The 25787-nt window shown below is 70.8% G+C and carries 22 protein-coding genes and 2 pseudogenes; 15 read left to right on the top strand and 9 right to left on the bottom strand.

Going from position 1 to position 25787, the window contains the following annotated elements; translation table 11 throughout:
• Positions 1-19 precede the first annotated feature (19 nt).
• Positions 20-1303: an RsmB/NOP family class I SAM-dependent RNA methyltransferase gene (locus tag VGR32_RS03525; protein ID WP_327448101.1), complete on the bottom strand. Its 1284-nt coding sequence runs from the start codon at positions 1301-1303 to the stop codon at positions 20-22.
• On the bottom strand, positions 1300-3258 hold the full coding sequence (locus VGR32_RS03520; RefSeq protein WP_327448099.1) for a potassium transporter Kup: 1959 nt from the start codon (positions 3256-3258) through the stop codon (positions 1300-1302). The genes VGR32_RS03525 and VGR32_RS03520 overlap by 4 nt, the downstream gene beginning before the upstream one ends.
• A gap of 168 nt (positions 3259-3426) precedes the next feature.
• Here VGR32_RS03520 and VGR32_RS03515 point away from each other — a divergent pair, with 168 nt between their 5' ends.
• The gene (locus VGR32_RS03515; protein WP_327448097.1) at positions 3427-3897 is read left to right on the top strand and encodes an Rrf2 family transcriptional regulator; all 471 of its coding nucleotides are present in this window, start codon (positions 3427-3429) and stop codon (positions 3895-3897) included.
• On the top strand, positions 3894-4706 hold the full coding sequence (locus VGR32_RS03510; RefSeq protein WP_414642888.1) for an SDR family NAD(P)-dependent oxidoreductase: 813 nt from the start codon (positions 3894-3896) through the stop codon (positions 4704-4706). The genes VGR32_RS03515 and VGR32_RS03510 overlap by 4 nt, the downstream gene beginning before the upstream one ends.
• 4 nt (positions 4707-4710) lie before the next feature.
• On the opposite strand, the gene VGR32_RS03505 is transcribed toward VGR32_RS03510, so the two are convergent.
• On the bottom strand, positions 4711-5262 hold the full coding sequence (locus VGR32_RS03505) for a hypothetical protein (protein WP_327448095.1): 552 nt from the start codon (positions 5260-5262) through the stop codon (positions 4711-4713).
• On the opposite strand from VGR32_RS03505, the pseudogene VGR32_RS13430 reads away from it, so the two are divergent.
• The 4 genes and pseudogenes from VGR32_RS13430 to VGR32_RS03490 all read left to right on the top strand — a co-directional run.
• A pseudogene (locus VGR32_RS13430) lies at positions 5239-5433 on the top strand (FG-GAP-like repeat-containing protein); the annotation flags it as partial. The gene VGR32_RS03505 and the pseudogene VGR32_RS13430 sit on opposite strands and share 24 nt — an antisense overlap.
• 118 nt (positions 5434-5551) lie before the next feature.
• Entirely contained in the window at positions 5552-5983 is a 432-nt protein-coding gene (locus tag VGR32_RS03500) for an FG-GAP-like repeat-containing protein (protein ID WP_327448093.1), read from the top strand.
• A 48-nt stretch (positions 5984-6031) separates the two neighbouring features.
• Positions 6032-7540, top strand: a complete 1509-nt coding sequence (locus tag VGR32_RS03495) for a response regulator (protein ID WP_327448091.1) — start codon at positions 6032-6034, stop codon at positions 7538-7540.
• A 37-nt stretch (positions 7541-7577) separates the two neighbouring features.
• Positions 7578-9314, top strand: a complete 1737-nt coding sequence (locus tag VGR32_RS03490) for an AmpG family muropeptide MFS transporter (protein ID WP_327448089.1) — start codon at positions 7578-7580, stop codon at positions 9312-9314.
• Positions 9315-9330: 16 nt separating this feature from the next.
• On the opposite strand, the gene VGR32_RS03485 is transcribed toward VGR32_RS03490, so the two are convergent.
• From VGR32_RS03485 to VGR32_RS03470, 4 genes are read right to left on the bottom strand one after another with little or no spacing between them, the layout of a single operon-like run.
• Positions 9331-11610, bottom strand: a complete 2280-nt coding sequence (locus tag VGR32_RS03485; RefSeq protein WP_327448087.1) for an NADP-dependent malic enzyme — start codon at positions 11608-11610, stop codon at positions 9331-9333.
• Positions 11611-11643: 33 nt separating this feature from the next.
• Positions 11644-12465, bottom strand: a complete 822-nt coding sequence (locus VGR32_RS03480; RefSeq protein WP_327448085.1) for a metallophosphoesterase — start codon at positions 12463-12465, stop codon at positions 11644-11646.
• Positions 12462-13406, bottom strand: coding sequence for a diacylglycerol/lipid kinase family protein (locus VGR32_RS03475; RefSeq protein WP_327448083.1), 945 nt, complete (start codon positions 13404-13406; stop codon positions 12462-12464). The genes VGR32_RS03480 and VGR32_RS03475 overlap by 4 nt, the downstream gene beginning before the upstream one ends.
• Before the next feature lie 40 nt (positions 13407-13446).
• On the bottom strand, positions 13447-13812 hold the full coding sequence (locus tag VGR32_RS03470) for a hypothetical protein (protein WP_327448081.1): 366 nt from the start codon (positions 13810-13812) through the stop codon (positions 13447-13449).
• Positions 13813-13981: 169 nt separating this feature from the next.
• Here VGR32_RS03470 and VGR32_RS03465 point away from each other — a divergent pair, with 169 nt between their 5' ends.
• From VGR32_RS03465 to VGR32_RS03450, 4 genes are all read left to right on the top strand, one after another.
• A complete protein-coding gene (locus VGR32_RS03465; RefSeq protein WP_327448079.1) occupies positions 13982-14305 on the top strand; it encodes a YMGG-like glycine zipper-containing protein in 324 nt (107 codons plus the stop codon).
• Positions 14306-14430: 125 nt separating this feature from the next.
• The gene (locus VGR32_RS03460) at positions 14431-14880 is read left to right on the top strand and encodes an OmpA family protein (protein WP_327448077.1); all 450 of its coding nucleotides are present in this window, start codon (positions 14431-14433) and stop codon (positions 14878-14880) included.
• A 79-nt stretch (positions 14881-14959) separates the two neighbouring features.
• Positions 14960-17104: a protein-disulfide reductase DsbD family protein gene (locus tag VGR32_RS03455; protein WP_327448075.1), complete on the top strand. Its 2145-nt coding sequence runs from the start codon at positions 14960-14962 to the stop codon at positions 17102-17104.
• Positions 17101-17760, top strand: coding sequence for a redoxin domain-containing protein (locus tag VGR32_RS03450; protein WP_327448073.1), 660 nt, complete (start codon positions 17101-17103; stop codon positions 17758-17760). Before VGR32_RS03455 ends, VGR32_RS03450 begins: the two co-directional genes overlap by 4 nt.
• Here the strand turns inward: VGR32_RS03450 and VGR32_RS03445 are convergent, their stop codons facing one another.
• Positions 17761-18228 (bottom strand): hypothetical protein, encoded by a 468-nt coding sequence (locus tag VGR32_RS03445; protein ID WP_327448071.1) that lies wholly within the window; start codon positions 18226-18228, stop codon positions 17761-17763.
• Between the two features lie 110 nt (positions 18229-18338).
• Here VGR32_RS03445 and pgi point away from each other — a divergent pair.
• A pseudogene (gene pgi, locus VGR32_RS03440) lies at positions 18339-19967 on the top strand (glucose-6-phosphate isomerase); the annotation flags it as partial.
• 150 nt (positions 19968-20117) lie between these two features.
• On the opposite strand, the gene VGR32_RS03435 reads toward pgi, so the two are convergent.
• On the bottom strand, positions 20118-20612 hold the full coding sequence (locus tag VGR32_RS03435; protein ID WP_327448067.1) for a hypothetical protein: 495 nt from the start codon (positions 20610-20612) through the stop codon (positions 20118-20120).
• A gap of 131 nt (positions 20613-20743) precedes the next feature.
• Here VGR32_RS03435 and VGR32_RS03430 point away from each other — a divergent pair, with 131 nt between their 5' ends.
• The 4 genes from VGR32_RS03430 to VGR32_RS03415 all read left to right on the top strand — a co-directional run bounded on the left by VGR32_RS03430 (position 20744) and on the right by VGR32_RS03415 (position 25787).
• Positions 20744-22225, top strand: a complete 1482-nt coding sequence (locus VGR32_RS03430) for a tetratricopeptide repeat protein (RefSeq protein WP_327448065.1) — start codon at positions 20744-20746, stop codon at positions 22223-22225.
• 136 nt (positions 22226-22361) lie between these two features.
• Positions 22362-22649 (top strand): co-chaperone GroES, encoded by a 288-nt coding sequence (groES, locus tag VGR32_RS03425; protein ID WP_123288102.1) that lies wholly within the window; start codon positions 22362-22364, stop codon positions 22647-22649.
• Between the two features lie 54 nt (positions 22650-22703).
• A complete protein-coding gene (gene groL / locus VGR32_RS03420; RefSeq protein WP_327448060.1) occupies positions 22704-24353 on the top strand; it encodes a chaperonin GroEL in 1650 nt (549 codons plus the stop codon).
• Between the two features lie 249 nt (positions 24354-24602).
• Positions 24603-25787, top strand: a complete 1185-nt coding sequence (locus VGR32_RS03415; RefSeq protein ID WP_327448058.1) for an acyl-CoA dehydrogenase family protein — start codon at positions 24603-24605, stop codon at positions 25785-25787.

The following is a 25787-nucleotide window of genomic DNA, read 5'->3' as shown; positions in this document are numbered from 1 at the left end:
CGGCGCCGGGCAAGCGGCGTCAGGCGACCCGGTCGAAGCGGGCGACGAAGAAGCCGTCCAGACCGCCGCGGTCCGACCACTGGCCGGGGTGCAGCCGCAGGCCGTGGTCGCTCAGCGCGTCGTCGGGCGCGCCGACGGCGGCGGGGTCGATCGGCGTCAGGCGGAAGTCGGCGCGCCGCCGCAGGAAGGCCGGGACCTGACCCTCGCCCTCCTCCCGTTCCAGCGAGCAGACGCAGTAGACCAGCCGCCCCCCCGGCTTCACCCGGTCGGCGGCGGCGTCCAGCAAGCGGTGCTGCACGTCCGACAGGTTGGCCACATCGGCCGGGCGGACCGCGTGCAGCGCCTCGGGATGCCGACGCAGGGTCCCCGTGGCGGTGCACGGCGCGTCCAGCAGGACCGCGTCGAAGGTGCGCGGGTCGTCCCACGCCGCGGCGTCGGCGGCGACCACCTCTGCGGCCAGTCCGGTGCGCGCCAGATTGTCGTGCACGCGCTTCAGCCGCGAGGCGTTGCGATCCACCGCCACGACCGCGGCGCCCGTCGCGGCGATCTGCAGCGTCTTGCCCCCGGGCGCGGCGCACAGGTCCAGAACCGTCTCGCCGGGCTGCGGCGCCAGCGCCCTGACCGGCACGGCGGCGGCCGCGTCCTGCACCCACCAGTCGCCGGCGTCGTAACCCGGCCAGGTCGACAGGTCGCCGCGGCGGCGCGTGCGCACCGACCCGCCCGGCAGGACCTCGCCCTCCAGCGCGGCCGCCAGCGCGCCTGCGTCCACGCCTGGCTTCAGGCTCAGGTCGGTAGCCGGCTCCTCGCGCGCCGCAGCCGCGACGGCGGCCACGGCGTCGGCACCCCAGGCCTGGGTCCAGCGCGCCGCCAGCCATCCCGGCAGGTTGGTCGCCGGATCTCCGTCGGACAGGCCGTCGCGTTCCAGCCCGCGCAGCACGGCGTTGACCAATGCCTTGTAGGGCCGGGTCTTCGCCTCGCGCTCGGCCAGCTTCACGGCGGTGGAGACCGCGGCGAAGGCCGGAACGTCAAGCGCCAGCCTCTGCGCCAGCGCCACCCGCAGCAAGGTCCGAACCTGCTGGGGCGGAGCGGTCTTCAGGCGGGCGTCCAGCGCGCGGTCGATCTCGCCCAGCCGTCGCAGCGCGCCCATGGCGACGGCGCGGGCGAAGGCGCGGTCCTGCGGGGACAGGGCGTTGAAGGGCTTGCCCGCCTGCACGGCGGCCAGACCGTCGCGGCCCGACAGGGCGCCTTCCAGCAGGGCCCCGGCGACGCGGCGCGCCTCGATGCCGGGCTCGGCCTCCGTCACACCGAAACCTGGGCGCCGAGCTCCACCACCCGCCCCGGCGGAATGTGGAAGAAGTCGGTCGGATTGGCGGCGTTGCGCATCAGGAAGATGTACAGCTTGTCCTGCCACAGCGGCATGCCCTGCTGGGCCGACGGCACCAGCGAGCGGCGGCCGAGGAAGAAGCTGGTCGACATGATGTCGAACTTCAGCCCCTGCTTCCGACAGACGGAGAGGGCGCGCGGGATGTGCGGCTGCTCCATGAAGCCGTAGCTGATGGTCAGTTTCTTGAAGTCGTCCGAGATCATTTCGATCTTGATCCGCTGATCCTCCGGCACCCGCGGCCGGTCGGTGGCGCGCACCGTGAGGATCACGTTCTTCTCGTGCAGAACCTTGTTGTGCTTCAGGTTGTGCATCAGGGCGACCGGTGCGACGTCGGGATCGCTGGTCAGGAAGATGGCCGTGCCCGGCGCCCGGTGCGGCGGCCGTGCCCGCAGCATCTCGATCAGGTCGGTCAGCGGCAGCGAGTCCTTGCGAGTCTTGGCCGTCAGGATTTGCGTGCCTCGCACCCAGGTCCACATCAGGATGACCAGGGCCGCGCCCAGAACCAGGGGCATCCACGCCCCGTCGGGGATCTTCAGCAGGTTCGACGTCAGGAAGACGCCGTCGACGAAACCGAACGGAACCAGGGTCGCCAGCACCGCCCACATGGGCCAGTTCCATTTCCGCGTCAGCACGAAATAGGCCATCAGGGTGTTGATCAGCATGACGCCGGTCACCGCGACGCCATAGGCCGCCGTCAGGTTCGACGAGCTCTGGAAGGCGAACAGCAGCACCAGCACCCCGACCATCAGCAGCTGGTTGACCGCCGGCACGTAGATCTGGCCCGCCTGCGTCTCCGACGTGTTGAGGATCGAGATGCGCGGCAGCAGGCCCAGCTGCGTGGCCTGCTGGGTCACCGAGAAGGCGCCCGTGATGACGGCCTGCGAGGCGATCACCGTGGCGGCCGTCGCCAGCGCCAGCATGGGCCAGTAGATCAGCGTCGGCACCATGCTCCAGAACGGGTTTTCCGAGGCCTGCGGGTTGTCGAGGATCAGGGCGCCCTGTCCCAGATAATTCAGCGTCAGGCAGGGAAGGACGAACGTCAGCCAGCCGATGCGGATGGGCGACTTTCCGAAGTGACCCATGTCGGCATACAGCGCCTCGGCCCCCGTTACGGCGAGGAAGACGCTGCCCAGAATGATGAAGCCCAGAAAGCCGTCGTTGATCAGCAGCATGACGCCGTAGTGCGGCGACAGGGCCCGCAGCACCGAGACGTCGTCGAAGATGTGATAGAGACCCAGCCCGCCCAGCGACAGGAACCAGACGGCCGTGATCGGGCCGAACCACTTCGCCAGTCCGGCCGTGCCGCGCGCCTGCACCAGGAACAGGGCGATCAGGATGCCCGCCGACACCGGCACGATGAAGGGGTCCAGCGCCCCGCCCACGCCCGGCGCGTCCTTCACCCCCTCGATCGCCGACAGCACGGAGATGGCCGGCGTGATGATGCCGTCGCCGTAGAACAGGGCCGCGCCGCAGACGCCAAGCAGGAAGATCAGCGCGCTGCGTCGGCCCAGCGCGTTCTGGGCCAGCGCCATCAGCGCAAGGGTGCCGCCCTCGCCCTTGTTGTCGGCGCGCATCAGGAAGAAGACGTACTTGAACGTCACCACCACCATCAGCGCCCAGAAGGCCAGCGACACCACGCCGATCACGGCCAGGTCGCCGGCGACGTCGCCGCCGCGCGCGTGATCGATCGCCTCGCGCAGGGCGTACAGGGGGCTGGTTCCGATGTCGCCGAACACCACGCCGATGGCGCCGATGATGAGGGCCGCCTTGCCGGAACGCGCGTGACCGTCCCCCTGACCGGGGTCCGAAGGCGCGGCGGTGGTGAAGGAGGCGGCGGGCGGAAGGGCCTCGTCGCGGGGTTGGACCCCAGCCATTCAGTGTCTCCGGGACCCGCGGGGAGGCGGTCCGTCCGTGAAAGCCGCGGGGCCTTACGCCCTTTCTTGCGGCGCATCAATCGCGCCCGGAACGGTTGCGAAGGAGAGCGGGTTGCGCGGGGTTTGTGAATCCCCCGCCGCATGCCTAAATTGCGGGACGGAGCAGACATGTCCGACAGCCAGAGATTCCCCGTCGCCGCCCACGCCCTGGCCTATCTGGCCCACAAGGGCGCCTATGGGCCCGAAGCCGCCGCCGCCAGCGCGGTGCTGGCCGCGTCGGTGCCGACCAATCCCGTCGTGGTGCGACGCGTGACTGCCCTGCTGGCCAAGGCGGGACTGATCGCCACGCGGCCCGGCGCATCGGGCGGAGCCTGGCTGCTGCGACGACCGGAAGACATCCATCTGGACGAAGTGCTGCGTGCCGTGAACGGCTGCGCCCATCTGGGCTCCACCCCCGCCGGGGCCAAGGGCTGCCCGGTCGGCGAACACATCCCGCGTCAGGTGGCCAAGGCGCTGACGGCCGCCGACGTGGCCGCCGGAGAAGCGCTGGCCAAAATCACGATCGCGGACCTGCTGGCCGAGGATCCCGACAGCCTGCGTCCGTTCGCGCCGCATTCCTCCTGTCCCGTCGCGGCGTGAGCCTGCCCTCGAAGGTGCGGCCGACGATGCTGGTCACCGGCGCCTCCGCCGGGATCGGCGCGGCGCTGGCGCGGGAGTACGCGCGGCACGGCTGGGACCTGATCCTGACGGCGCGACGTGCCGCGCCACTCGAAGCCCTGGCCGCGGAACTGACGCAGACGGGCGCCGCCGTGGCGGTGCTGACTGAGGATCTGGCCGATCCGGACGCCCCCGCGCGACTGGTCTCCGAGATCGCCCGGCGCGGCCTGCACGTCGACGGCCTCGCCAACAACGCCGGCTTCAGCCGGACCTCGGGCTTCCTGAACACCGATCCCGACGACCACCGCGCCATGACGCAGGTCATGCTGGGCGCGCCGGTCGAGCTGGCGCGCAGGCTGGCGCCCGGAATGGTCGGGCGCGGCTTCGGGCGCATCCTGAACGTCGCGTCGCTGGCGGGCCGGATGCCGGCGACGGGCGGCGACACCCTGTACGGCCCGATCAAAAGCTTCCTGATCAAGGCTTCGCAAGGTCTGCATCTGGAGCTGCGGGGGACCGGCGTTCACGTCACCGCGCTGTGTCCCGGCTACACCCTGACGGAGTTCCACGACGTCAATGGGACCCGCGAAGAGGTGTCGTCAGCCTATCCCGGCTGGATGTGGCAGACGGCCGAGCATGTGGCGCGCGTGGGATACGCGGCCTGCGAGGCGAACCGGGCGCAGGTGACGCCGGGGATCGTGAACAACCTGCTGGCCGGTCTGGCCAAACACCTGCCGGATCGCATGGCCCTGAACATGGTCGGCGGGCACGCGAAGCGGCTCAAGCGCATCTGACGCCTTACCGATCCTTCACGTGCGCGGTCCCGACCTTCGGGTAGCGTGGACGCGGGAGGACATCACCATGAAGACGCTCGTCTGCGCCGCAGCCCTGCTGGCCCTCGCCGCGCCCGCCGCGGCGCAGGTCATCCGCTTCGAGGACGCCGGCGACCGCCTGCCCGCCTTTGACGGCCACTGGACCATGGACGTCGGCTCCGCCGATCTGGACGGCGACGGCGATCTGGATCTGGTGCTTCCGCAGGAGTTCCGGCTGAACCGCATCGTGAAGAACGAGGGCGGCCGGTTCGTGGACGCCTCCGACCTGTTCCAGCCGCTGTCTGACGCCGAAATGGCCGGCGGCCCTCCGCAGCTGCAGTTTCCCGGCGCGGGGCATGACAGCGAGGACGTCTCCATCGCCGACTTCGACGGCGACGGCGGGCTGGACCTGATCATCGTCCAGGAGGACGACGTGAAGTTCGGCCGCACCGGGGTGCATGAAGGCTATCGCAGCGTCGACGGACGCTACGTGCGGGCCTTGCCCCTGCCCGACATGGAAGCCGACGCCGTCGCTCACGGCGACGTGGACGGGGACGGGGACCTCGACCTGATCCTCGCGGGCGCCGGCCAGGATCGGGTGCTGATCAACGCCAACGGGGTCTTCACCGACGAGACGGCGGCCCGTGCGCCGGCGGAGGCCCGAACCACCCAGGACGCGGAGTTCGTCGACGTCGACGCCGACGGCGATCCGGACGTGGTCCTGGGTCAGGAGGACGGCTGGGCCCTGTGGCTGAACGACGGGCGGGGTTCATTTCGCCGACGCTTCGGACCGCCTGCCCGATCCGGGCAACGTCGAGGCGCGCAAGGTGAGAGCGGCCGACGTGGACGGCGACGGCGATCTCGACCTCTTCTTCGCCCATGTCGCCTGGCAGGGCCGGGCGGGGCAGGACCGGCTGGTCCTGAACGACGGGACGGGGCGGTTCGTCATCTCCGACACCATCCCGGCCGAGGAGGGCACCACCGTGGACGGGGCCTTCGTCGATCTGGACGGCGACGGCGACCTGGACCTGATCCGCGCCGATCTGGGGCCGGTCACGGTGTGGGAAAACGATGGCCGTGGCCGCTTCGCCGACGCCACCGCACGGCATTTCGCCGAGCCGGTGAGCGGCCCAAACGTGGCGCTGGAGGTGGCGGATTTCGACGGCGACGGGGTCGTCGACCTGTATGTCGGCCGGCTGAAGGCGGCAGGCGCGGGCATGCCGGACGTCGTCGACCGGCTGTTCTTCGGGAAGCGTTAGGCATCTTCGCAAGCCCGATTTCAAGGGATGCCGGGGCAGGCTGCCCCCATGTCGCGTTCGTCCAGGTCCAGCGCCCCGCCCGCCGAGCTCTCACCGGAGCGTCAGTTCCTGAGGCTGATGAGCCATGAGATGCGCACGCCCCTGAACGGGGCGATCGGCATGCTGGGGCTGTTGCAGCGGACCCGTCTGGACGGCGCCCAGCGCGCCTATGCCGAGGCCGCCCGGGCCTCGGCCGAGCATCTGCTGGGTCTCGTCAACGACCTGCTCGACTATGCCCGGCTGGAAGCCGGCAAGCTGGAGTTCGACCTGGCGCCGGTCGATCCGGAGGCGCTGGTGCGTCAGGTGGTCGAGCTGCTGGCCCCGCGCGCCCACGACAAGGGGCTGGAGATCGTCGGCTGGTCCGACGGCCCGGCCGTGCGCCTGTCCGCCGACGAGGGCCGCCTGCGGCAGGTGCTTTTCAACCTCGCCGGCAATGCGGTGAAGTTCACGGAATCCGGGGCCGTAGCCGTCAGGGCGACGACGAAGACCCTGCCCGGCGGCCGGGCGCGGCTGACGCTGACGGTCGACGACACCGGCCCGGGCGTGCCGAAGGCGGCCCGCGCGCGCATCTTCGAGGAGTTCGGCCACGCCGAGGCGGGCGACGCGGTGCGCGTGGACGGCGCCGGCCTGGGGCTGGCCGTCGTCCGCAAGCTGGCCGGGGCCATGGGCGGTTCGGTCGCCGTGCAGGACCGACCCGACGGCCCGGGCGCCCGCTTCGTCTTCGTCGCCGAGTTCGACGCCACACCCGTGAAGGTCGCGGCTGCGCCGGCGCTGGCCGGTCTGACGGTCGCGGTGCGCAGCCCCGATCCCTTCGTGCGCCGCGCGGCCGAGGCCCAGGCACGGGCCTGCGGCGCCGCGATCGGCGAACAGTCCGACGTGCTTCTGGTCGATCACGCCGAGGCGGCCGCCGCCGGGCGGGCCCTGGCCGAGCGGCCCGACCGCCCCGCGCTGATCCTGCTGCGCCCGACTGACCGCGACCTGATCGCCCGGTATCGCGGCGCGGGCTGGGCGGGCTATCTGATCAAGCCCCTGCGCGGCGCATCGCTGGCCGAGCGCGCGGTGGCCGCCGTCAAGCGGGGCCCGCAGGCCGCCGCCGTCGTTCCCGACGACGACCGCGTGGCGCCGCCCCGCGCCTTCGCCGCACGCGTGTTGCTGGTCGAGGACAACCCGGTGGGCGCCCTGCTGGCCAAGACCCTGCTCAAGCGCGAAGGCTGCACGGTGGAGACCGCCGCCAGCGGCGACGAGGCGCTGCAGGCGCTGAAGCGGGCCCGCTACGACCTGGTCTTCATGGACATGCGGATGCCCGGCATGGACGGGCCGACCGCGACGCGGGCCATCCGCGCCGGCGGGGACCGGACGCCCATCGTCGCCCTGACGGCCAATGCCTTCGAGGAGGACAGGCGCGCCTGTCTGGAGGCCGGCATGGACGACTGGATGCCCAAGCCGCTGGAGCCCGAGACCCTGCGCGCCGCCCTGGCCCGCTGGACGAACCGCGAAGTCCGCGCCAAGGTCGCCTGATCGACGCCTTGGGGGGCGTTCGAAGAGGGACGCCTGAATGACCGATGCCGCGAAACCCGCCCGGGGCCTGGGGGGCCTGGCCGTCTATGGCGAGCGGCGGACCTTCGTCATGCTGCTGCTGGGCTTCGCGTCGGGCCTGCCCAACCTTCTGATCTTCGACACCCTGTCGGCGTGGCTCCGCGACGCGTCGGTGTCGCTGGAGGTCATCGCCTTCTTCGGCCTGGCCACCCTGACCTATGCGCTGAAGTTCGTCTGGGCGCCCCTGCTGGACCGGACGAACATTCCGGTCCTGACCAAATGGCTGGGCCATCGCCGGTCGTGGATGCTGGCGACGCAGGCCATGCTGATCCTCGGTCTGTGGCTGATCTCCGGATCGAACCCGCAGAACGCGCTGGGCATGGTCGCCCTGTTCGCCGTCATCGTCGGCTTCTTCGGCGCGACGCAGGACATCGCCATCGACGCCTGGCGCATCGAGGCGTCGGACGACAGCCGCCAGGGCGCCATGGCGGCCGCCTATCAGCTGGGCTGGCGCGTGGCCCAGATCACCGCCGGGGCCCTGCCTCTGATTTTGGCCGAGCTCTACAACTGGAACCTCTCCTATGCGGTCATGGCCGCGCTGATGGGCTTCGGCGTGCTGGGCGTGCTGATGGCCCCGCGTGAGAAACAGCATGTCATCCGCCCGATCCCGGTCGGCGACGTGCCGTCGCGCCCGGCCTTCGAGGTGATCGAGTGGATCGTGCGGCTGGCCCTGATCGCGATCGCGGCCCTGATCATCGGCACCGGCCTGACCGACCAGCCGGACGCCCTGCTCTGGGCCTTCGGCGGCGTTCTGGACGAGCCGACGCGGGCGGCCGTCACCGCCGGGCTGGAGAACGGCGAGCTGTCGGGCGTGCTGATCCAGTTCGCCTACGTCATCGGCGGCTTCGCCCTGGTGACCGCCGCCTGCTGGCCCATTCCGGGCTTCCGCACGCGGCCGGGCGCCTATCTGGCGGGATCGTTCGGCGAGCCGCTGGCCGACTTCTTCATCCGCTTCGGCCGACTGGCCCTGCCGATCCTGGCGCTGATCTGCCTCTACAGGCTCGCGGACTTCGTTCTGAACATCATGAACCCCTTCTACCTCGATCTGGGCTTCTCGAAGATCGAGGTGGCCGAGGTCCGCAAGGTGTTCGGCGTCGTGGCGACCTCGGTCGGCGTCTTCATCGGCGGGTGGATGGTCGCGCGGCTGGGTCTGATCCGGACCATGGTGATCGGCGCCTTCATGAGCCCGGTGTCGAACCTGATCTTCGCCTGGCTGGCGACGCAGGGGCACGACCTGTCGGCGCTGTTCGTCGCCATCTGCGTGGACAACGTGGCCACCGGCATCGCCGGAACGGCCCTGATCGCCTACATGTCCAGCCTGACGTCGATCGGCTTCACCGCGACGCAGTACGCCCTGTTCAGCTCGCTGTACGCCCTGCCGGGCAAGATCATCGCCTCGCAGTCCGGAAAGATCGTGGAGGCGTCGGCGCGCTCGGCCGACGCGGGGGGCCTGCCCGCCGCCTTCAAGGGGCTGTTCACCGGCATGCCGGAGGGGTCGCTGGTCGAAGGCGCGGCGAAGAGCGGCGTGACCGTGCAGGGTCTCGGCGCCGGCTATTTCAGCTTCTTCCTGTACTCGACCGTGATCGGGGTCTTCGCCATCCTGCTGGCCTTCTACGTCGCCAAGCGCCAGCCCGCGGTCATGGCCGAGGCCGCCGCCCGCGCCGAGGAAGAGAAGGCCGAAGCCCAGCCGTCGTGAGGTGAGACGAGGAGGGTCAGCCCTCCTCGATCACGCCCTCTTCATAGGCCGCGAAGGTGGCCGCCGTGATGATCTCGCTGACCGAGGCGCCCAGCGAAACGATCTGCACCGACTTCTCCAGCCCCACCAGCAGCGGGCCGATCACCGTCGCGCCGCCCAGCGCCTGGACCAGCTTGGTCGAGATCGAGGCGGAGTGGACCGCCGGCATGATCAGGACGTTGGCGTCCTTGGACAGGCGCATGAAGGGGTAGTTGGCGCGCTGTTCCGGATCCAGCGCCAGCTCGGGGGGCATCTCGCCCTCGTATTCGAAGTCGACGCCGCGCCGGTCGAGGATGCGGATGGCCTCGCGCACCTTCTCGCCCCGGTCGCCCGGCGGGTTGCCGAAGGTCGAATAGCTCATGAAGGCCACGCGCGGCGACCGCCCAAGCCGGCGCACGGTGTCCGCCGCCTGCACCGCGATGTCGGCCAGTTCCTCGGCGTCCGGCAGCTCGTGCACCGTGGTGTCGGCGACGAACAGGGTGCGGCCCTTGGCCAGCACGATCGACAGGCCGATCAGGGTGCCGCGCACGTCCAGCACGCGGCCGACCTCGCGCATGGCCATGTTGAAGTTGCGGGTCACGCCGGTGACCATGCAGTCGGCGTCGCCGTGGGCCAGCATGGCGGCGGCGAAGTAGTTGCGGTCCTGGTTGACCATGCGCTGCACGTCGCGGCGCAGCCAGCCGCGCCGTTGCAGCTTGCCGAACAGGAAGTCCACGTACTGCGTGTTCTTGTGCGAGACGCGCGCGTTGTGAATCTCGATTCCCAGCTCGTCGAAGTTCAGGCCCGCCTCGGCGGCGTTCTGGCGCACCAGATCCTCGCGGCCGATCAGGATCGGCGTGCCCAGCTCCGCCTGCTTGAACTGCCAGGCGGCGCGGATGACCGACGCTTCCTCCCCCTCGGCGAAGACCACGCGCTTGTTGGGCGCGCCGCGCACGGCGGAGGAGATCTTCTGCATCAGGGCGGCGGACGGATCGACCCGCTCGCGCAGCTGGGCGCGATAGGCGTCCATGTCGGCGATCGGTTTGCGCGCCACGCCGGTATCCATCGCAGCCTGGGCCACGAAGGGCGGGATGTACCAGATCAGGCGCGGGTCGAAGGGCGAGGGGATGATGTAGTCCGGCCCGAACTTCAGCTTGCGCCCGCGATAGGCGGCGGCGACCTCGTCCGGCACGTCCTCGCGCGCCAGCGCCGCCAGGGCCTGCGCGCAGGCGACCTTCATCTCATGGTTCACCTGCCGCGCCCGCACGTCCAGCGCGCCGCGGAAGATGTAGGGGAAGCCGAGCACGTTGTTGACCTGGTTCGGATAGTCCGACCGGCCCGTGGCGATGATGGCATCGGACCGCACGCTCATCACGTCTTCCGGCGTGATCTCCGGGTCCGGATTGGCCATGGCGAAGATGATCGGATTGGGCGCCATGGACGCCACCATCTCCTTGGTGATCGCCCCCTTGGCCGCGAGGCCCAGCACAACGTCGGCGCCGACCATGGCCTCTTCCAGCGTGCGGTGCGGCGTGTCGGTGGCGTGCGCCGCCTTCCACTGGTCGACGTTGGGGCGGCCTTTGTACACCACGCCGTCCCGGTCGAGGATGACGGTGTTCTCGGCCTTCACGCCGGCGGCCTTCATCAGGCCGATGGACGACAGGCCCGCGGCGCCGGCGCCCACCAGCACCACCTTCACCTCGTCCAGCCGCTTGCCGGCGATGTGGCAGGCGTTGATCAGGCCGGCGGTGGAGATGATGGCCGTGCCGTGCTGGTCGTCGTGAAAGACCGGGATGTCCAGCAGATCCTGCAGCTGGGTCTCGATCTCGAAGCATTCGGGGGACTTGATGTCCTCCAGATTGATCCCGCCCCAGGTGTCGCCGATGTTCTTCACGACCGTGACGAACTCGTCCGGGTCCGTGGTCTTCACCTCCACGTCGAAGCTGTCGACGTCGGCGAAGCGTTTGAACAGGACGGACTTGCCCTCCATCACCGGCTTGGACGCCATGTGGCCGAGGTTGCCGAGGCCGAGGATGGCGGTGCCGTTCGAGATCACGGCCACCATGTTGCCCTTCGCCGTGTAGTCGTAGGCGCGGTCCACGTCCTCGGCGATCGCCAGCACCGGCACGGCCACGCCCGGCGAATAGGCCAGCGACAGATCCCTCTGGGTCGCCATCGGCTTGGTCGGGGCCATCGAGATCTTGCCCGGGGTCGGGACGCGGTGGAATTCCAGCGCCTCGTCGTCGGAGAAGGTCTGTTTGTCGGTCTGGTCGGGCATGGGACTCGCGCGGGGTGGTGAAGCGCGCGAACCCTAGGCGGCGGGCGCTTCCTCGACAACCGCCGCACGGCCGCGGCGCGGCAGGCGCCAGATCTGGTTCTCCTCGAACCGCTCGCCCATCCACGCCATCACCGTGACGGTGATCTCGCGGTCGTCCCAGTCGATCAGGTTGAAGCTGGCCGGGGTGCCCCGAATCCGGTCCGACAGGGTGCCGCACCCAACGGCATAGGAGCAGTTGTCCACCAGCGGGATGGGCGTCGCGAACGGCACGTGGACGTGTCCCGTCAGGATCAGGTCCACCCCGGCCTCGGCGAAGATCATGGCCGCCGCCTCGCCGCGCTTCACGTCGCCGCTGACCGGCGTGCCGATCATCTCGATCAGCGGGTGGTGGCAGGCCAGCACGCGCAGCACGCCCTTCGGCGCGGCCTCCAGCGCCTGTGCCGCGCGGCGGGTCTGATCCAGATCGATGACGCCCTTGGACCAGTTCAGCCGCGCCTGCCAGCCGCGCGCGGTGGTGACGCCGCGCACCATGACCCGGTCGCCGACGAACTGGTGGTCGTGCGCCGGGTGTCCGATCACCGTCTCGAACGCCTTCCACGGCGAGAAAAGCCGATGCCAGACGTTGAAGTACGGGACGTCGTGATTGCCCACGACCACAAAGGTCGGGTTCGCCAGCCGGTCGATCCAGCGCGCCGCCGCCTCGAACTCCTCCGGCTGCCCTGACTGCGTCACGTCGCCGGTCACCAGAGTCAGGTCCGGCTTCAGCGTGTGGGTCAGCTCCATGGCGGCCTCCGCCGCCGCCGCGTTCTCGCGCCCGAAATGGACGTCCGAGACCTGCACCAGACGCCCGCTCACGCCTCGATCCCCGCGTGATCCAGATTGGGGGCCAGGGCCTTGAAGGCGCGCGGCCGGAAGCTGGCGATCGCCTCCGCGTCCAGCCGCAGGGGCTCGCCGTCGACCACCGCCGGAATGCGCGACCGCGCGCGCAGCGTCACCTTGCGGACCGTCTGGGTGGTCACCGCCGGGTCGTGCCGCCAGTCGTCGAACAGGGCGTGCGCGGCCAGCCTGAAGGCGTCCGCCGCGCCGGACGGAGACATGGCCGCGGCCTCCAGCCCCTTGTCGACGTCCATGACCTTCGAGATCAGCGGGGTGATCAGGGCCACCGCCTCGGCCCGTCGGACCGGCCCTCCGTCCAGCTGGTAGCGCAGGCGGCCGCCGAACGCCCGGCGAAGGGCGCGGCGGCCATGCAGCCAGGCCAGCCGCCAGTCGCCTTCGCGCACGGCCTCGCGCGCGGGCGCCCACAAGGCGGGCGCGCCGAAGATGGCGGCGCAGAAAAAGGCGCGGCCCTCGATCTCTCCGCCGGAGATGTGGCGGATCTCGCCGGTCTCGAGCGTTTCCCTCAGCGCCTTGCGCCAGTCGGTCGTGCCGTACAGCGCCTTCGGCAACATGTTCATGGTGCCGCCCGGCAGGGGCGCGATCATCGGGCCGTCGTCGCCTATGGACGAAGCGATGGTCCCCGCCGTGCCGTCGCCCGCCAGGATGATCAGCAGGTCGGGCCTGGCCTCCAGCGCCGTCGAGATGCCGTCGGAAAAGGCGCCGGGCTGCAATTCGACCACCTCCGCGTCCGCGATGGCGTACTCCGACAGGATCCCGCGGGCGGCTTCGGCCGCGCCCGCGTCGACGCTGCCGGACGCGGGATTCACGATCATCCGCACGCGGCCCAGCGTGACGTGCGGGGTCAGCTCCCGCGCCTCGGGTTCGCTGGGCGCGGGATCCACGGCAAAGGTTTCGCTCATGCCTGCCCGAACGTCCCGCAGGGCGGGGCGTTCCGGCGGCTCAGCCCGCCTTCTTCAGCTCTTCGGCCGTCTTGGCGGCGCCGGCCTCCAGCGCGTCGCCGGTCTTCTCCGCGGCCTTGCCGGCCTCGTCGGCGACCTTGTCGGCCGCGACGGGAACGGCGTCCACCGCCTCCTCCGTCTTGCCGCTGACGGTGTTCCACGCCGTGGCGATCCAGCCGTCCATGCGGGCGCCGGCCTCGGCCACCGACCGGTCCATGATCGACAGAACCGCCATCACCGCGCCGAACAGCGCCAGCAGTCCGACCAGAAAGCCCACCAGCGGATTGCCGCCGCGGCGACGCTTCGACGCCCAGACGGGGCCGGCGCCGTCGTCCGCCATGCGCGCGATCTCAGAAAAACGCATCATTCACCCAACCCCCAACTTAGATGTCGGCCCCCCAAGAGCCGCGTCCGGTCGCAGACGTTAACCTTATAGAGCCGACCTTACGGCTCAGCCTAATCGCGGAACCGCCATGGGGGTCCAGCGTTCTCACCCCCGGGGCGAACCAGAGATTCTTCCAGAGGACGAAACCACCATGAAAAAGGCTCTCATCGCCATCGCCGGCGCCGGCCTGCTGACCGCCGCCTGCGCCAGCGACCCCTACGGCTCGAATGAAACCGTGCGTCAGGGCGCCATCGGCGCCGGCATCGGCGCCGTCGCCGGCGCCATCATCGGCAACAACGTCGGCGGCGGCAACGCGGCCACCGGCGCCGCGGTCGGCGCGGCCATCGGCGGCGCCGCGGGCGCCATCCGCGGCTCGCAACAGGACCGCGCCAACCAGCGCTACGACCAGGCGCGCGGCATCTACTGCTATCCGGAAGGCGACTGCTACTATCCGGACGGCCGCCGCTATCGCTAAGGCGACCTGAAGCCTGCGAATCGCCCGCCTCTCCGCGGAGAGGCGGGCGTTTTCACGTAAGGCGAAGCTTCTGCGGCAACCCCCGCGGAGGATCGGCGTTACCCCGAAGCACACAGGGGGACGCCATGAAGACCGCAGCCACACTTCTCTCCGCCGCCGTCGTCGCCGCGTCCCTGTCCGCGTGCGCCCAAGGGCCCGTGAGCCGCGATCAGCTGGTGGCCCAGCCGTCGGCATGCGGTCCGCGTGGCTTCGAAGTCTACTTCGCCGAGAACGCGGCCCAGCTGACCCAGCCCGCCCGTCAGGCCATCGACCTGATGGCCGACCAGATGGCCGACTGCGCCATCAGCAAGGTGACGGTCATCGGACTGGCGTCGGCCACCGGCACGCCGGAAGCCAACCTCAGCCTGTCCCAGCGCCGGGCGCAGACCGTCGCGGCCGAGTTCGCCCGCAAGGGCTGGCCCGCCCCCGCCTTCGAGCTCGAGGCGGCCGGCGACGCGGGCGCCGTCGCCGCCGACGGGACGATGGAACCGCTGCGGCGCCGGACCCAGGTCTTCATCGAGGCCGCGCCGCGCTGACCGCCGCCTGCGGCGTCGCCGCGGCTTTGACCCGCGCCATATGACGGCTACGACGGAGGCGAACCCTCCGGAGTCCCGCGTGCGCCGCCTGTTCGCCCTCATCCTCGCGATCCTGCTCTGGCCCGCTCTGGCGGCGGCACAGCCGAAGGCCACCGAGCGGATCGAGGCCGAACTGGTGTCCATGTCGGCCTGGGCCACGCCCGGATCGACGCTGATGCTGGCGGTGCGGCAGGACACCCAGCCGGGCTGGCACACCTACTGGCGCAATCCCGGCGACTCGGGCGGCGCCACAACGCTGGACTGGCGTCTGCCGGCCGGCTTCACCGCCGGCGAGATCGTCTGGCCCCTGCCGGAGCGGCAGCGTCTCGGCGATCTGATGAACTACGGCTATTCCGGCGTCGTCTACCTGCCGGTTCCGGTGCAGGTCCCGGCCGACGCGGCCACGGGATCACGGCAGACCTTCACCGTCACGGCGCTGTTCCTCGTCTGCAGCGCCGAGATGTGCGTGCCGGACGAACTGGAGCTGTCTCTCGCCCTGCCCGTCGCCCCCGGCGCGGCGACCGACACGGATCACGCTCCGGCCATCCGGCAGGTCCTGGAGACCAGTCCCCGGCCGGCCCCGATCGCGGCGCGCGTGACCCTGGGCGACGACGGCCGGCCCGTTCTGACCGCCGCGGGCACGGAGCTGCAGGGCGTGACGCGGGCCTACTTCTTCCCCTTCGAAGGCGGCCTGGTGGACCATGCCGCGACGCAGACCGGGACGCGCGGGCCGGGCGGCGTGGCGCTGACCCTGACGGCCGGGAAGGGCTTCGGCACGGCGGCGCGATCGCTGGCGGGGGTTCTGGACACCGACCGGGGCGCCTTCGAGATCATGGCTGAACCCGGCGCCCTTCTCCCGGGCACGACGGGCGGCGGGGCGCTGGCCGAGGGCACGGGGACCTCCGGCGGCGGCGCCGCCGCAGGCGTGCTGGCGGCGCTGGGGCTGGCCCTGATCGGGGGGCTGATCCTGAACCTGATGCCCTGCGTCTTCCCCATTCTGGCGATGAAGGCGGCGTCGCTGGCCGCCACGGCGCACGACGCCTCGCGGGCCCGGCGCGACGGGCTGGCCTTCCTGGGCGGCGTGCTGGTCGCCTTCCTGGCGCTGGGCGGGGCCCTGCTGGCGTTGCGCGCGGCGGGACAGGCCGTCGGCTGGGGGTTTCAGCTGCAGTCGCCGGGCGTGATGGCCGGGCTGACGCTGCTGATGCTGGCCGTCGGACTGAATCTGTCGGGCGTCTTCCACGTCGGCGCGGGTCTGCAGGCAGCGGCCGGATCAGGCCCGCTGTCGCGCCTGCCGGGAGGCGTGGGCGCGTTCTTCACCGGGGTGCTGGCGGTGGTGGTGGCGGCGCCCTGCACCGCGCCCTTCATGGCGCTGGCCCTCGGGGCCGCGCTCGTCATGCCCTGGCCGCTGGCCCTGCTGGTCTTCGCCATGCTGGGCTTGGGACTGGCCCTGCCCTATCTGCTCGTGAGCTTCAGCCCGGCCGTTCTGCGCCGCCTGCCCCGCCCCGGTCCCTGGATGGAGCGGCTGAAAGGGCTTCTGGCCTTCCCCATGTACGGCACGGCCCTGTGGCTGGCCTGGGTGTTCAGCCGTCAGGCGGGGGCCGAGGCGCTGGCCCTGCTGTTCGCCGCCGCGCTGCTGGTCGCCTTCGGCCTGTGGCTGGCGGGGTTGAATCAGGTGGCCCGGGCGGAGGGACGCCCGGCGGTCCTTGGCGCCGTGGCGGCGACGCTGGCCCTGCTGGGCGGCCTCGGTCTGGCTGGAACGGCGGCGCTGCTGCCGGCCCCGGCCGCCGGGGAGGCCGGTGCAAGCGCGACAGCCCTGCCTTCGCAGCCATGGTCGGCCGAAGCGGTCGCCGCCGCGCGTCGCGAGGGCAGACCCGTGCTCGTCAACTTCACCGCCGACTGGTGCGTGACCTGCAAGATCAATGAACGTGCCGCCTTGGCGTCCGGGCGTGTGTCGCAGGCCCTCGAGGCGGCCGACGCCGTCTATCTGGTCGGCGACTGGACCCGACGCGACGACGTCATCGCCGCCGAGCTGGCCCGGCACGGCCGCTCGGGCGTGCCCCTGTATCTGCTCTACCCGGCGGGGGGCGGCGAGCCCCGCGTCCTGCCGCAACTTCTGACGGAGGGCGCCGTGATCCGGGCCCTTCAGGAGACGTCCGCCCGCCGACCCCAAGGAGACTTCCGATGATCCGCGTGACCTTCGCTTGCGCCGCCGTCCTGGCCCTCGCCGCATGCTCGCCCGCGTCGGAGGCACCCGAGCCGAAGACCGAAGCCGCCGCCCCGGCCGCCGCCCTCCCGGCGGCTCCCCCCTTCACCCTCGTCGACGCCGAGGGCGTCCAGCGCAGTCTGGCCGATTTCCGCGGCAAGACCGTCGTCATCGAGTGGACCAACGAGGGCTGCCCCTATGTGAAGAAGCACTATTCGACCGGCGCCATGCAGGCGCTGCAGCGCGAAGCCACGGGCGACGGCGTCGTCTGGCTGACCATCATCTCCTCGTCGCCGGGGACGCAAGGTTACGTCGAGGGCGAAGCGGCGCGGGCCTTCAGGGCGAAGCATCAGGGTCAGTGGACGCACCTGCTGCTCGACCCGACGGGTCAGGTCGGCAAGCTGTACGACGCGAAGACGACGCCCGACATGCGGATCATCGATCCCGAGGGCCGCGTGACCTACGTCGGCGGAATCGACGACCGGCCGACGAACAAGGTCGAGGATCTGGAAGGCGCCGACAACTTCGTCCGCGCCGCGCTGTCGGACATGGAGGCGGGACGACCCGTGGCGACGCCTTTCGCCCAGCCCTATGGCTGCGCGATCAAGTATCCGGAGACGGTCGAGGCCGAGGCCTGATCAGACTTCCGGCTGCGGCGGCGCGGTGATCACCGCCACGTTGTCGTCGAACAGGTGGATCAGTTCCGAAAGGGCCGAGGCGCGCTCCTCCGGCGTCGCGGCGCTCTCCAGGGCCGTCAGCCGAACCGGGATGTCTTCCGAGATGCCGCGCAGGATGCACTTCAGGTCGCCGTCCACGCCGCGCTCCTTCAGCACCAGGTGACCCTGCAGGTCGCGCTCGGCCAGCGCCAGCGCGTCGGTCCGGAACGCCGCCCAGTCGGGACCGCCCAGCACGGCGACCAGGTCCATGCCGGCCCAGCCCTCGGCCGTCGTCTTCAGCTTTCCGGCCCGGGCCACGATGTCGACGAACAGCGGCTCGTCGGCGACGGCGACCGGGTCTCCGGCCTGCCATGCGGGCTGCGCCGCGGAGACGGCGACGGCGGGATCGGTCAGCGAGAGCGCGACGGCGAGGGCGAGACCGCAGGACATGGCGGCGTTCCTTCTGCATCCGAACATCGCGCGACTGGCGAATCGGTCATTGAAAGGGGGTACGCCCCACCCGTAAACGGACGCTTACGCCGCGTCCGCCGGAGCCGAGAATGCCGACCGCCCGTCCCGCCGATCCCGACAAGGCCTGGAAGGCTTTCCGCCGCGCCGTCGCAGCGGACGCGGGGACGCGCATCGCCGACTGGTTCGAAAAGCAGCCCGATCGTCTCGGGCGGCTTACGCTCGAGGCGGCGGGCCTGACGCTGGACCTGTCGAAACAGCCTTGGGGTCCCGGCGCGCTGGCCGCGGCGCTAACGCTCGCGCGCGCCGTCGACGTCGAGGGTCGCCGTGCCGCGCTGTTCGGGGGCGAGGTCGTCAATCCCACCGAGGGGCGCGCGGTCCTCCACCCCGCCCTCCGCGCGCCCGACGGTGCCGTCTTCACCGCTCTGGGCGAGCCCGTGTCCCACGAGGTCGAGGCCGTCCGCGAGGCCATGGCCGAATTCGCCGAGGACGTCCGCTCGGCGCGTGAGACGGGCACGGGCGGCCGCCCGTTTGAAGCGGTCGTCCACATCGGCATCGGCGGATCGGACCTCGGCCCGCGGCTGGTCTGGGACGCGCTGCGCCCCGTGGAGCCGACGATCGACCTGCGCTTCGTCGCCAACATCGACCCGCGCGAGATGGCCGAGGCCCTGGCCGGGCTGGACCCGGAAGCCACGCTCATCGTCGTGGTCTCCAAGACCTTCACCACGCAGGAGACGCTGGCCAACGCGGAACTGGCGCGCGACTGGCTGAAGACCGCCGTCCCCGCCAAACACCTGGGCCGGCACATCGTCGGCGTCACCGCCGCGCCTGAACGCGCCGAGGCTTTCGGCTGCGGCCGCACCTTCGGCTTCAGGGACTGGGTCGGCGGCCGTTACTCCCTGTGGTCGGCCGTGGGTCTGTCGTGCGCCGTCGGCCTGGGCTGGGACGTCTTCTCCGCGATGCTCGAGGGCGCCGCGGAGATGGACGGTCACTTCCGGTCGGCGCCGCTCGAGGCCAATGCGCCGGTCCTGCTGGCCCTGGCCCAGATCCTCAACGTCGCAGGGTTGGAACGCGCCGCGCGCACCGTCGCCCCCTATGCCCACGGTCTGCGCCGCCTGCCGGCCTTCCTGCAGCAGCTCGAGATGGAATCGAACGGCAAGGGCGTGACGCTCGACGGGGCGCCGGTCCCGGCGTCCGGCCCGGTCGTCTTCGGCGAGCCCGGCACGAACGGCCAGCACGCCTTTTTCCAGCAGCTGCATCAGGGCCCGCAGGTGGTCCCGGCGGAATTCGTGGTCGTGGGCGACACGATGGGGGCGGAGGGGGGCACGGGCGCTTCGGAGGCGCCGTTGTGGTCCAACGCCCTGGCGCAGGCGCGGGCGCTGATGGTCGGCAAGACCGCGGGTCAGGCCCTCGCGGAAATGCTGGAACTGGGCATGGAGCCGGAGGAGGCGGATCGTCTGGCCCCGCACAAGGCCTTCCCGGGGAACCGTCCCTCGACCACGATCGTCATGGACGCGCTGACGCCGCGCGCCCTGGGCGCGCTGCTGGCCCTCTATGAGCACAAGACCTTCGTCGAGGGGGTGATCTGGGGCGTCAACAGCTTCGACCAATGGGGCGTCGAGCTGGGCAAGGTCATGGCCCGCAGCCTGCTGGCCGACGCGGAAGCCGGCGCCCCGTCGCCGGAGCTGGATCCTTCGACCGCCGCCCTGCTGACGCGGCTCGCCACCCGCCCCTCGCCGAAAACCGCGCCCGAGGTCGGGGCGAAGACGAAAACGAAGCCGGACAAGGCCAAAAAGAAAAAAGAGCGCGCCCCCGGCAAGGAAGCGCGCCCCCTGTTCCTGTCCCGCAGGAAGCCGCAGGACTAGGCCGGTCTACCAGCGACGGTCGTAGCGGTAGTCGCGGTCGCGGCGGTTCTGCGAACTGCGCCACTCGCCGTGGTTCCTCCAGAAGCGGCCGTCGCGGTAATAGCCGCGGCCCTGATAGGTACGGCCGTCGACGTACCGCTGGTCATAGCCATACCCCGACTGGTAGCCGGAGCGGCTCCGGTCGATGCCGTGTTCCCGCTCCCAGTGGCCCTGATTGCGCCAGCACTGGCCGTCGCGGCGATAGCCGCAGTCGTCGCCGCCGCTCGCCGTGACCCCCACCGCCGCGCCGGCCAGCGCGCCGCCGAGAATGTAGGTGCCGTCGCCCTGACCGATGACGGCGCCGGCCACCGCGCCCACGGCGGCGCCCAGCAGGGCGTCCCGGGTCGAATCGTTGCGGTCGCGGTCCCGATCGTAGCGATAGTCTTGCGCCGCCGCGGGGGCGGCCGTCAGCATCAGGGCGGCCAGAGGGGCGGCCGCCGTCGTCAGGATCGTGGTCTTCATGTCGGCGCTCCTTTCGTGAGGCATGTCCGCACCTTGCGCTTCAGGGACTGAACCAGCAGGGCACGGGGCGTTCAGCGGGCGTTCATGCCCTGCGCCTTGCAGGCGGGCTCCGGGACCGGCAGGGTCGTGCCATGGCGATCTGGGGCGGGCTGAAACGAGCGTTCACCGGCGTGGCGGCGCTGGCCGCGCTGGCGCTGGCCGGCTGCGCCACGGCGCAGGACGTCCCGCCTCCGCCCCCGCCGCCTCCGCCGGTGTCGCCGCCCCCTCCGCCTCCGCCTCCGCCCCCGACCGACGTCCGCATCGCCGACGCGCGTGCCCTCGCCGAGGCGGGAGATCTGGTCGGCGCCGAGATCGCCTTTCTGCGGATCGCCCAGGCCGCCGACTTCCGCGGCGACGCCCGCGCCGCGGCCGAGGCCTGGGTCGAGACCGCCAAGGTCAGGCTGGCTTTGCGGCGCGAGCCGGACGCCGACGCGGCGATCGGTCAGGCGCTGGACGTTCTGGAGGCCGCGTTCGGCCCGGCTTCGCCCGAGCTGGCTCCGACGCTGCTGACGCAGGCGCGCATGCGCTACATTCAGGGGCGGCACGAGGAGGCGCTGGCCGTGGCGGACCGGGGCCTGTCCCTGACCGCCGATCCTCGCTCGCGGGAGGATCTGACCCTCATCGCCGACCTCACCTATGAGCGCGGCAAGAACCTCGACGCGCTGGGCCGCTTCGCGGACGCGGAGGAGGCCGCCCGTACGGTGATCGCCCTGCGAACCGACCTGCTGGGCGCCGACGATCCCTACGTCGGGGACGCCCTGAACCAGCTGGCCAACGCCCTGATGGCGCAAGGTCGCTTCGCCGAGGCCGAGCCGCACCAGCGGCGCGCGCTGGTGATCTACGAGGCCGTCTACGGGGGCGAGGACGCGCAGGTGGCGCTGGCGCTCAGCAATCTGGGCAACATCCTGCGCCGCACCGGCCGCATGGAGGAGGCGGAGCGGTCGCACCGCCGCGCGGTGGCCATCGCACAGGGGGTCGACGATCCCGTCCTGCTGGCCCAGACCCTGACCAACCACGGCTGGCTGCTGCACCTCACCGGTCGCGGAGATCTGGCCGAGCCGATCTTCCGGCAGGCCCTGGCGCTGGCGCTGGACATCGTCGGGCCGGATCATCCCTTCACCGGCGTCGCCACGGCCAATCTGGCCTTCAGCCTCGTGGATCAGGGCCGCCACGCCGAGGCCCTGCCGCTGTTCCAGACCGCCCTGCCGGTGCTGGAAGCCGGGCTGGGCGCCGACAGCCCGGATCTGGTCACGACGCTGGACGGCTATGGACAGGCCCTGATCGGTCTGAACCGGCCGGCCGAGGCCGAGGCCCTGATGGTCCGCTCGGCCGCCATCCTCGCCGCACGCCAGCCGGCGGGCCATCCCGACGCCGTCTTCCAGGCCGCGAACCACGGCGGCTTCCTGGCCGGCGCCGGCCGGCCCGGCGAGGCGCTGGCCGTGCTCAGGCCGGCGCGCGACGCCCTGTTCCGTCGCGACGGACGCCGACTTGAGGGGGGTGATCCCACCCGCCGCGCGGCCCCGCTTTTCCGCCGCCTCGTGCAGGCGGCGTGGCTGGCGAAATCGCCCGACTGAATCCGCACCCAAGCCTTGACGCCCCGTCGCCCCGGACCTACTTCCGCGGCGCGTTAGCACTCGGGCGCGGCGGCTGCCAAAAGCGCCGACGTCCGGGGGCGCTCAATCATCAGAGGCCCTGAAGGGAGAACTACAGATGGCGTTTCGTCCGCTCGGCGATCGCGTGCTGGTCAAGCGCGTGGAAGAGGAATCGAAGACCAAGGGCGGGATCATCATCCCCGACACCGCCAAGGAGAAGCCGCAGGAAGGCGAAGTCGTCTCCGTCGGCCCCGGCGCCCGTGACGACTCGGGCAAGGTCAACGCGCTCGAGCTGAAGGCCGGCGACCGCATCCTGTTCGGCAAGTGGTCGGGCACGGAAGTGAAGATCGACGGCGAAGACCTGATCATCATGAAGGAATCGGACGTCCTGGGCGTGCTGTCGTAAGCACCCGGCGCCTGATTTCACTCCCGTAAACAGACAGATAAGGAGCAGCCGCACATGGCCGCCAAGATCGTTCAGTTCAACACCGACGCCCGCGACAAGATGCTGCGCGGCGTCAACGTCCTCGCCAATGCGGTGAAGGTCACCCTGGGTCCCAAGGGCCGCAACGTCGTCATCCAGAAGTCCTTCGGCGCCCCGCGCTCGACCAAGGACGGCGTCTCGGTGGCCAAGGAGATCGAGCTGGAGGACGCCTTCGAGAACATGGGCGCCCAGATGATCCGTGAGGTCGCCTCCAAGACCAACGACAAGGCGGGCGACGGCACCACCACCGCCACCGTCCTGGCCCAGGCCATCGTTCAGGAAGGCCTGAAGTCGGTCGCCGCCGGCATGAACCCGATGGATCTGAAGCGCGGCATCGACAAGGCCGTGCAGGTCGTGATCGAGGAAGTGAAGTCCTCGTCCAAGAAGGTCTCGGCCAACTCTGAAATCGCCCAGGTCGGCACCATCTCGGCCAACGGCGACAAGGAAGTGGGCGACATGATCGCCCAGGCCATGGAAAAGGTCGGCAACGAAGGCGTTATCACGGTCGAGGAGGCCAAGACCGCCGAGACCGAGCTGGACGTCGTCGAGGGCATGCAGTTCGACCGCGGCTACCTGTCGCCCTACTTCATCACCAACGCCGACAAGATGCAGGCCGAGCTCGAAGAGCCCCTGATCCTGCTGCACGAGAAGAAGCTGTCCAGCCTGCAGCCCATGCTGCCGATCCTGGAGGCCGTGGTGCAGTCGGGCCGTCCGCTGCTGATCATCGCCGAGGACATCGAGGGCGAGGCCCTGGCCACCCTGGTGGTCAACCGCCTGCGCGGCGGCCTGCGCGTCGCCGCCGTCAAGGCGCCGGGCTTCGGCGACCGCCGCAAGGCCATGCTGGAGGACATCGCCGTCCTGACCGGCGGCCAGGTCATCTCGGAAGACCTGGGCATCAAGCTGGAGAACGTCTCGCTCGACATGCTGGGCAAGGCCAAGAAGGTCACCATCACCAAGGACGACACCACCATCGTGGACGGCGTCGGTGAGAAGGACGCCATCGAGGCCCGCATCGGCCAGATCAAGAAGCAGATCGAGGACACCACCTCGGACTACGACAAGGAGAAGCTGCAGGAACGTCTGGCCAAGCTGGCCGGCGGCGTCGCGGTCATCCGCGTCGGCGGCTCGACCGAGGTCGAGGTCAAGGAGAAGAAGGACCGCGTCGACGACGCCCTGAACGCCACCCGCGCCGCGGTGGAAGAAGGCATCGTTCCCGGCGGCGGCATCGCCCTGCTGAAGGCCAGCAAGGCCCTGGACGGCCTGACCGGCGACAACGCCGACCAGACCGCCGGCATCGCCATCATCCGCCGCGCCATCCAGGCCCCGATCCGTCAGATCTCGGAGAACGCCGGGGTCGAAGGCTCGATCGTGGTCGGCAAGGTGCTGGAGAACGCCGACAAGTCGTTCGGCTTCAACGCCCAGACCGAAGAGTACGGCGACCTGGTCGCCATGGGCGTGATCGACCCGGCCAAGGTCGTCCGCACGGCGCTTCAGGATGCCGCCTCCGTGGCCGGCATCCTGATCACCACCGAAGCGGCCGTCGCCGACGCCCCCAAGAAGGCCTCGGCCGGCGCCGGCGGCATGCCGGGCGGCGGCATGGGCGGCATGGGCGACATGGACTTCTGATCCGGAAGGGCGGGCTCGCAAGAGCCCGCCTGCACGGCCCTCTGGCGCAGGCCGGAGGCAAGGAGTTCGGTCAGACCGACATGAGAACGGGCCCGGCGACGGGCCCGTTTTCTATTGCCGACTGGCTGATCCTTTGAGGTGGGTGCGGTGCTGTGTGTGGGAGCGCACCACGTTCCTCATGCTTTCTCCGCACCGGCGGGATGACCCCACCCTTGCCTCCCCCCACGTAACCGTGGCTCCCTCTGCGGCATGAGCGAACTCGACGATTTCCGCGCCTCGACCCGCCAGTGGCTGGAGGCGAACTGTCCGGCCGAGGTGCGGGGGCCCGTGCGGTCCGAGGACGAGGTGATCTGGGGTGGGCGCAAGGCCGTCTTCGCCACGCCGGGGCACGAACGCTGGCTGAAGGTCATGGGCGAGCGGGGGTGGACCGCGCCGGAGTGGCCGGTGGAGTACGGCGGCGGCGGCCTGTCGCGGGAACAGGCCAAGGTGCTGGGCCAGGAGCTGGCGCGCATCGGGGCGCAGCCGGCGCTGAACAGCTTCGGCGTCTGGATGCTGGGCCCGGCCCTGCTGAGGTTCGGCACGGAGGAACAAAAGAAGCGCTTTCTGCCCGAGATCGTGCGCGGCGAGATCCGCTGGTGCCAGGGCTATTCCGAGCCGGGCGCGGGGTCCGACCTGGCGGGCCTTCAGACCCGGGCCGAGGACCGCGGCGACCACTGGATCGTAAACGGCCAGAAGGTGTGGACCAGCTATGCCGACAAGGCGGACTGGATCTTCTGTCTGGTGCGCACCGACCCGGAGGCGCCCAAGCATCTGGGCATCAGCTTCGTCCTGTTCGACATGGCGACGCCGGGGGTGACGACGAAGCCGATCACGCTGATCTCCGGCAAGTCGCCCTTCTGCGAGACCTTCTTCGACGACGTGCGGGTGGAGAAGGAAAATCTGGTCGGGGAGCTGAACCGCGGCTGGGACGTGGCCAAGCACCTGCTGGCGCACGAGCGGACCATGATCGGCGCCATGGGCGAGATCGGCGCCGGCCGCCCGCTGGGCCAGGTCGCGACCGGCGCGATCGGTGTGGACGACGACGGCCGCCTGCTGGACCCCATGCTCCGTGCACGGATCGCCGAGCTGGAAGTGGACGCCGCGGCCTTCCGTCTGGCGCTGGAGCGCACCGGCGACCGGATGAAGGCGAAACAGGCGCACCCCGCGCTGGCGTCCATGCTGAAATACTATGGCTCCGAACTGAACAAGCGGCGGCACGAGCTCTTGATGGCCGCCGGCGGCTCGGATGCGCTGGAGTGGGAGGGCGAACGGTCGAGGGACGGCGCCATGGCCCGAGACTGGCTGCGCACCAAGGCCAACTCCATCGAGGGCGGGACCAGCGAGATCCAGCTGAACATCCTGGCCAAGCACGTCCTCCAGCTGCCGGGGGCGTGA

Source organism: Brevundimonas sp. (assembly GCF_035935935.1).
GTDB lineage: Bacteria > Pseudomonadota > Alphaproteobacteria > Caulobacterales > Caulobacteraceae > Brevundimonas.
This window is presented reverse-complemented; position numbering and strand designations above follow the sequence as displayed.

What these genes read in the sequence shown, in the direction of transcription:
- VGR32_RS03445 (WP_327448071.1), bottom strand. Translation starts at nt 18,228, where the DNA reads ATGTCCTGCGGTCTCGCCCTCGCCGTCGCGCTCTCGCTGACCGATCCC.
- VGR32_RS03520 (WP_327448099.1), bottom strand. Translation starts at nt 3,258, where the DNA reads ATGGCTGGGGTCCAACCCCGCGACGAGGCCCTTCCGCCCGCCGCCTCC.
- VGR32_RS03430 (WP_327448065.1), top strand. Translation starts at nt 20,744, where the DNA reads ATGGCGATCTGGGGCGGGCTGAAACGAGCGTTCACCGGCGTGGCGGCG.
- VGR32_RS03475 (WP_327448083.1), bottom strand. Translation starts at nt 13,406, where the DNA reads ATGAGCGAAACCTTTGCCGTGGATCCCGCGCCCAGCGAACCCGAGGCG.
- VGR32_RS03465 (WP_327448079.1), top strand. Translation starts at nt 13,982, where the DNA reads ATGAAAAAGGCTCTCATCGCCATCGCCGGCGCCGGCCTGCTGACCGCC.
- VGR32_RS03460 (WP_327448077.1), top strand. Translation starts at nt 14,431, where the DNA reads ATGAAGACCGCAGCCACACTTCTCTCCGCCGCCGTCGTCGCCGCGTCC.
- VGR32_RS03470 (WP_327448081.1), bottom strand. Translation starts at nt 13,812, where the DNA reads ATGATGCGTTTTTCTGAGATCGCGCGCATGGCGGACGACGGCGCCGGC.
- VGR32_RS03415 (WP_327448058.1), top strand. Translation starts at nt 24,603, where the DNA reads ATGAGCGAACTCGACGATTTCCGCGCCTCGACCCGCCAGTGGCTGGAG.
- VGR32_RS03485 (WP_327448087.1), bottom strand. Translation starts at nt 11,610, where the DNA reads ATGCCCGACCAGACCGACAAACAGACCTTCTCCGACGACGAGGCGCTG.
- VGR32_RS03490 (WP_327448089.1), top strand. Translation starts at nt 7,578, where the DNA reads ATGACCGATGCCGCGAAACCCGCCCGGGGCCTGGGGGGCCTGGCCGTC.
- VGR32_RS03450 (WP_327448073.1), top strand. Translation starts at nt 17,101, where the DNA reads ATGATCCGCGTGACCTTCGCTTGCGCCGCCGTCCTGGCCCTCGCCGCA.
- VGR32_RS03515 (WP_327448097.1), top strand. Translation starts at nt 3,427, where the DNA reads ATGTCCGACAGCCAGAGATTCCCCGTCGCCGCCCACGCCCTGGCCTAT.
- groES (WP_123288102.1), top strand. Translation starts at nt 22,362, where the DNA reads ATGGCGTTTCGTCCGCTCGGCGATCGCGTGCTGGTCAAGCGCGTGGAA.
- VGR32_RS03435 (WP_327448067.1), bottom strand. Translation starts at nt 20,612, where the DNA reads ATGAAGACCACGATCCTGACGACGGCGGCCGCCCCTCTGGCCGCCCTG.
- VGR32_RS03495 (WP_327448091.1), top strand. Translation starts at nt 6,032, where the DNA reads ATGTCGCGTTCGTCCAGGTCCAGCGCCCCGCCCGCCGAGCTCTCACCG.
- groL (WP_327448060.1), top strand. Translation starts at nt 22,704, where the DNA reads ATGGCCGCCAAGATCGTTCAGTTCAACACCGACGCCCGCGACAAGATG.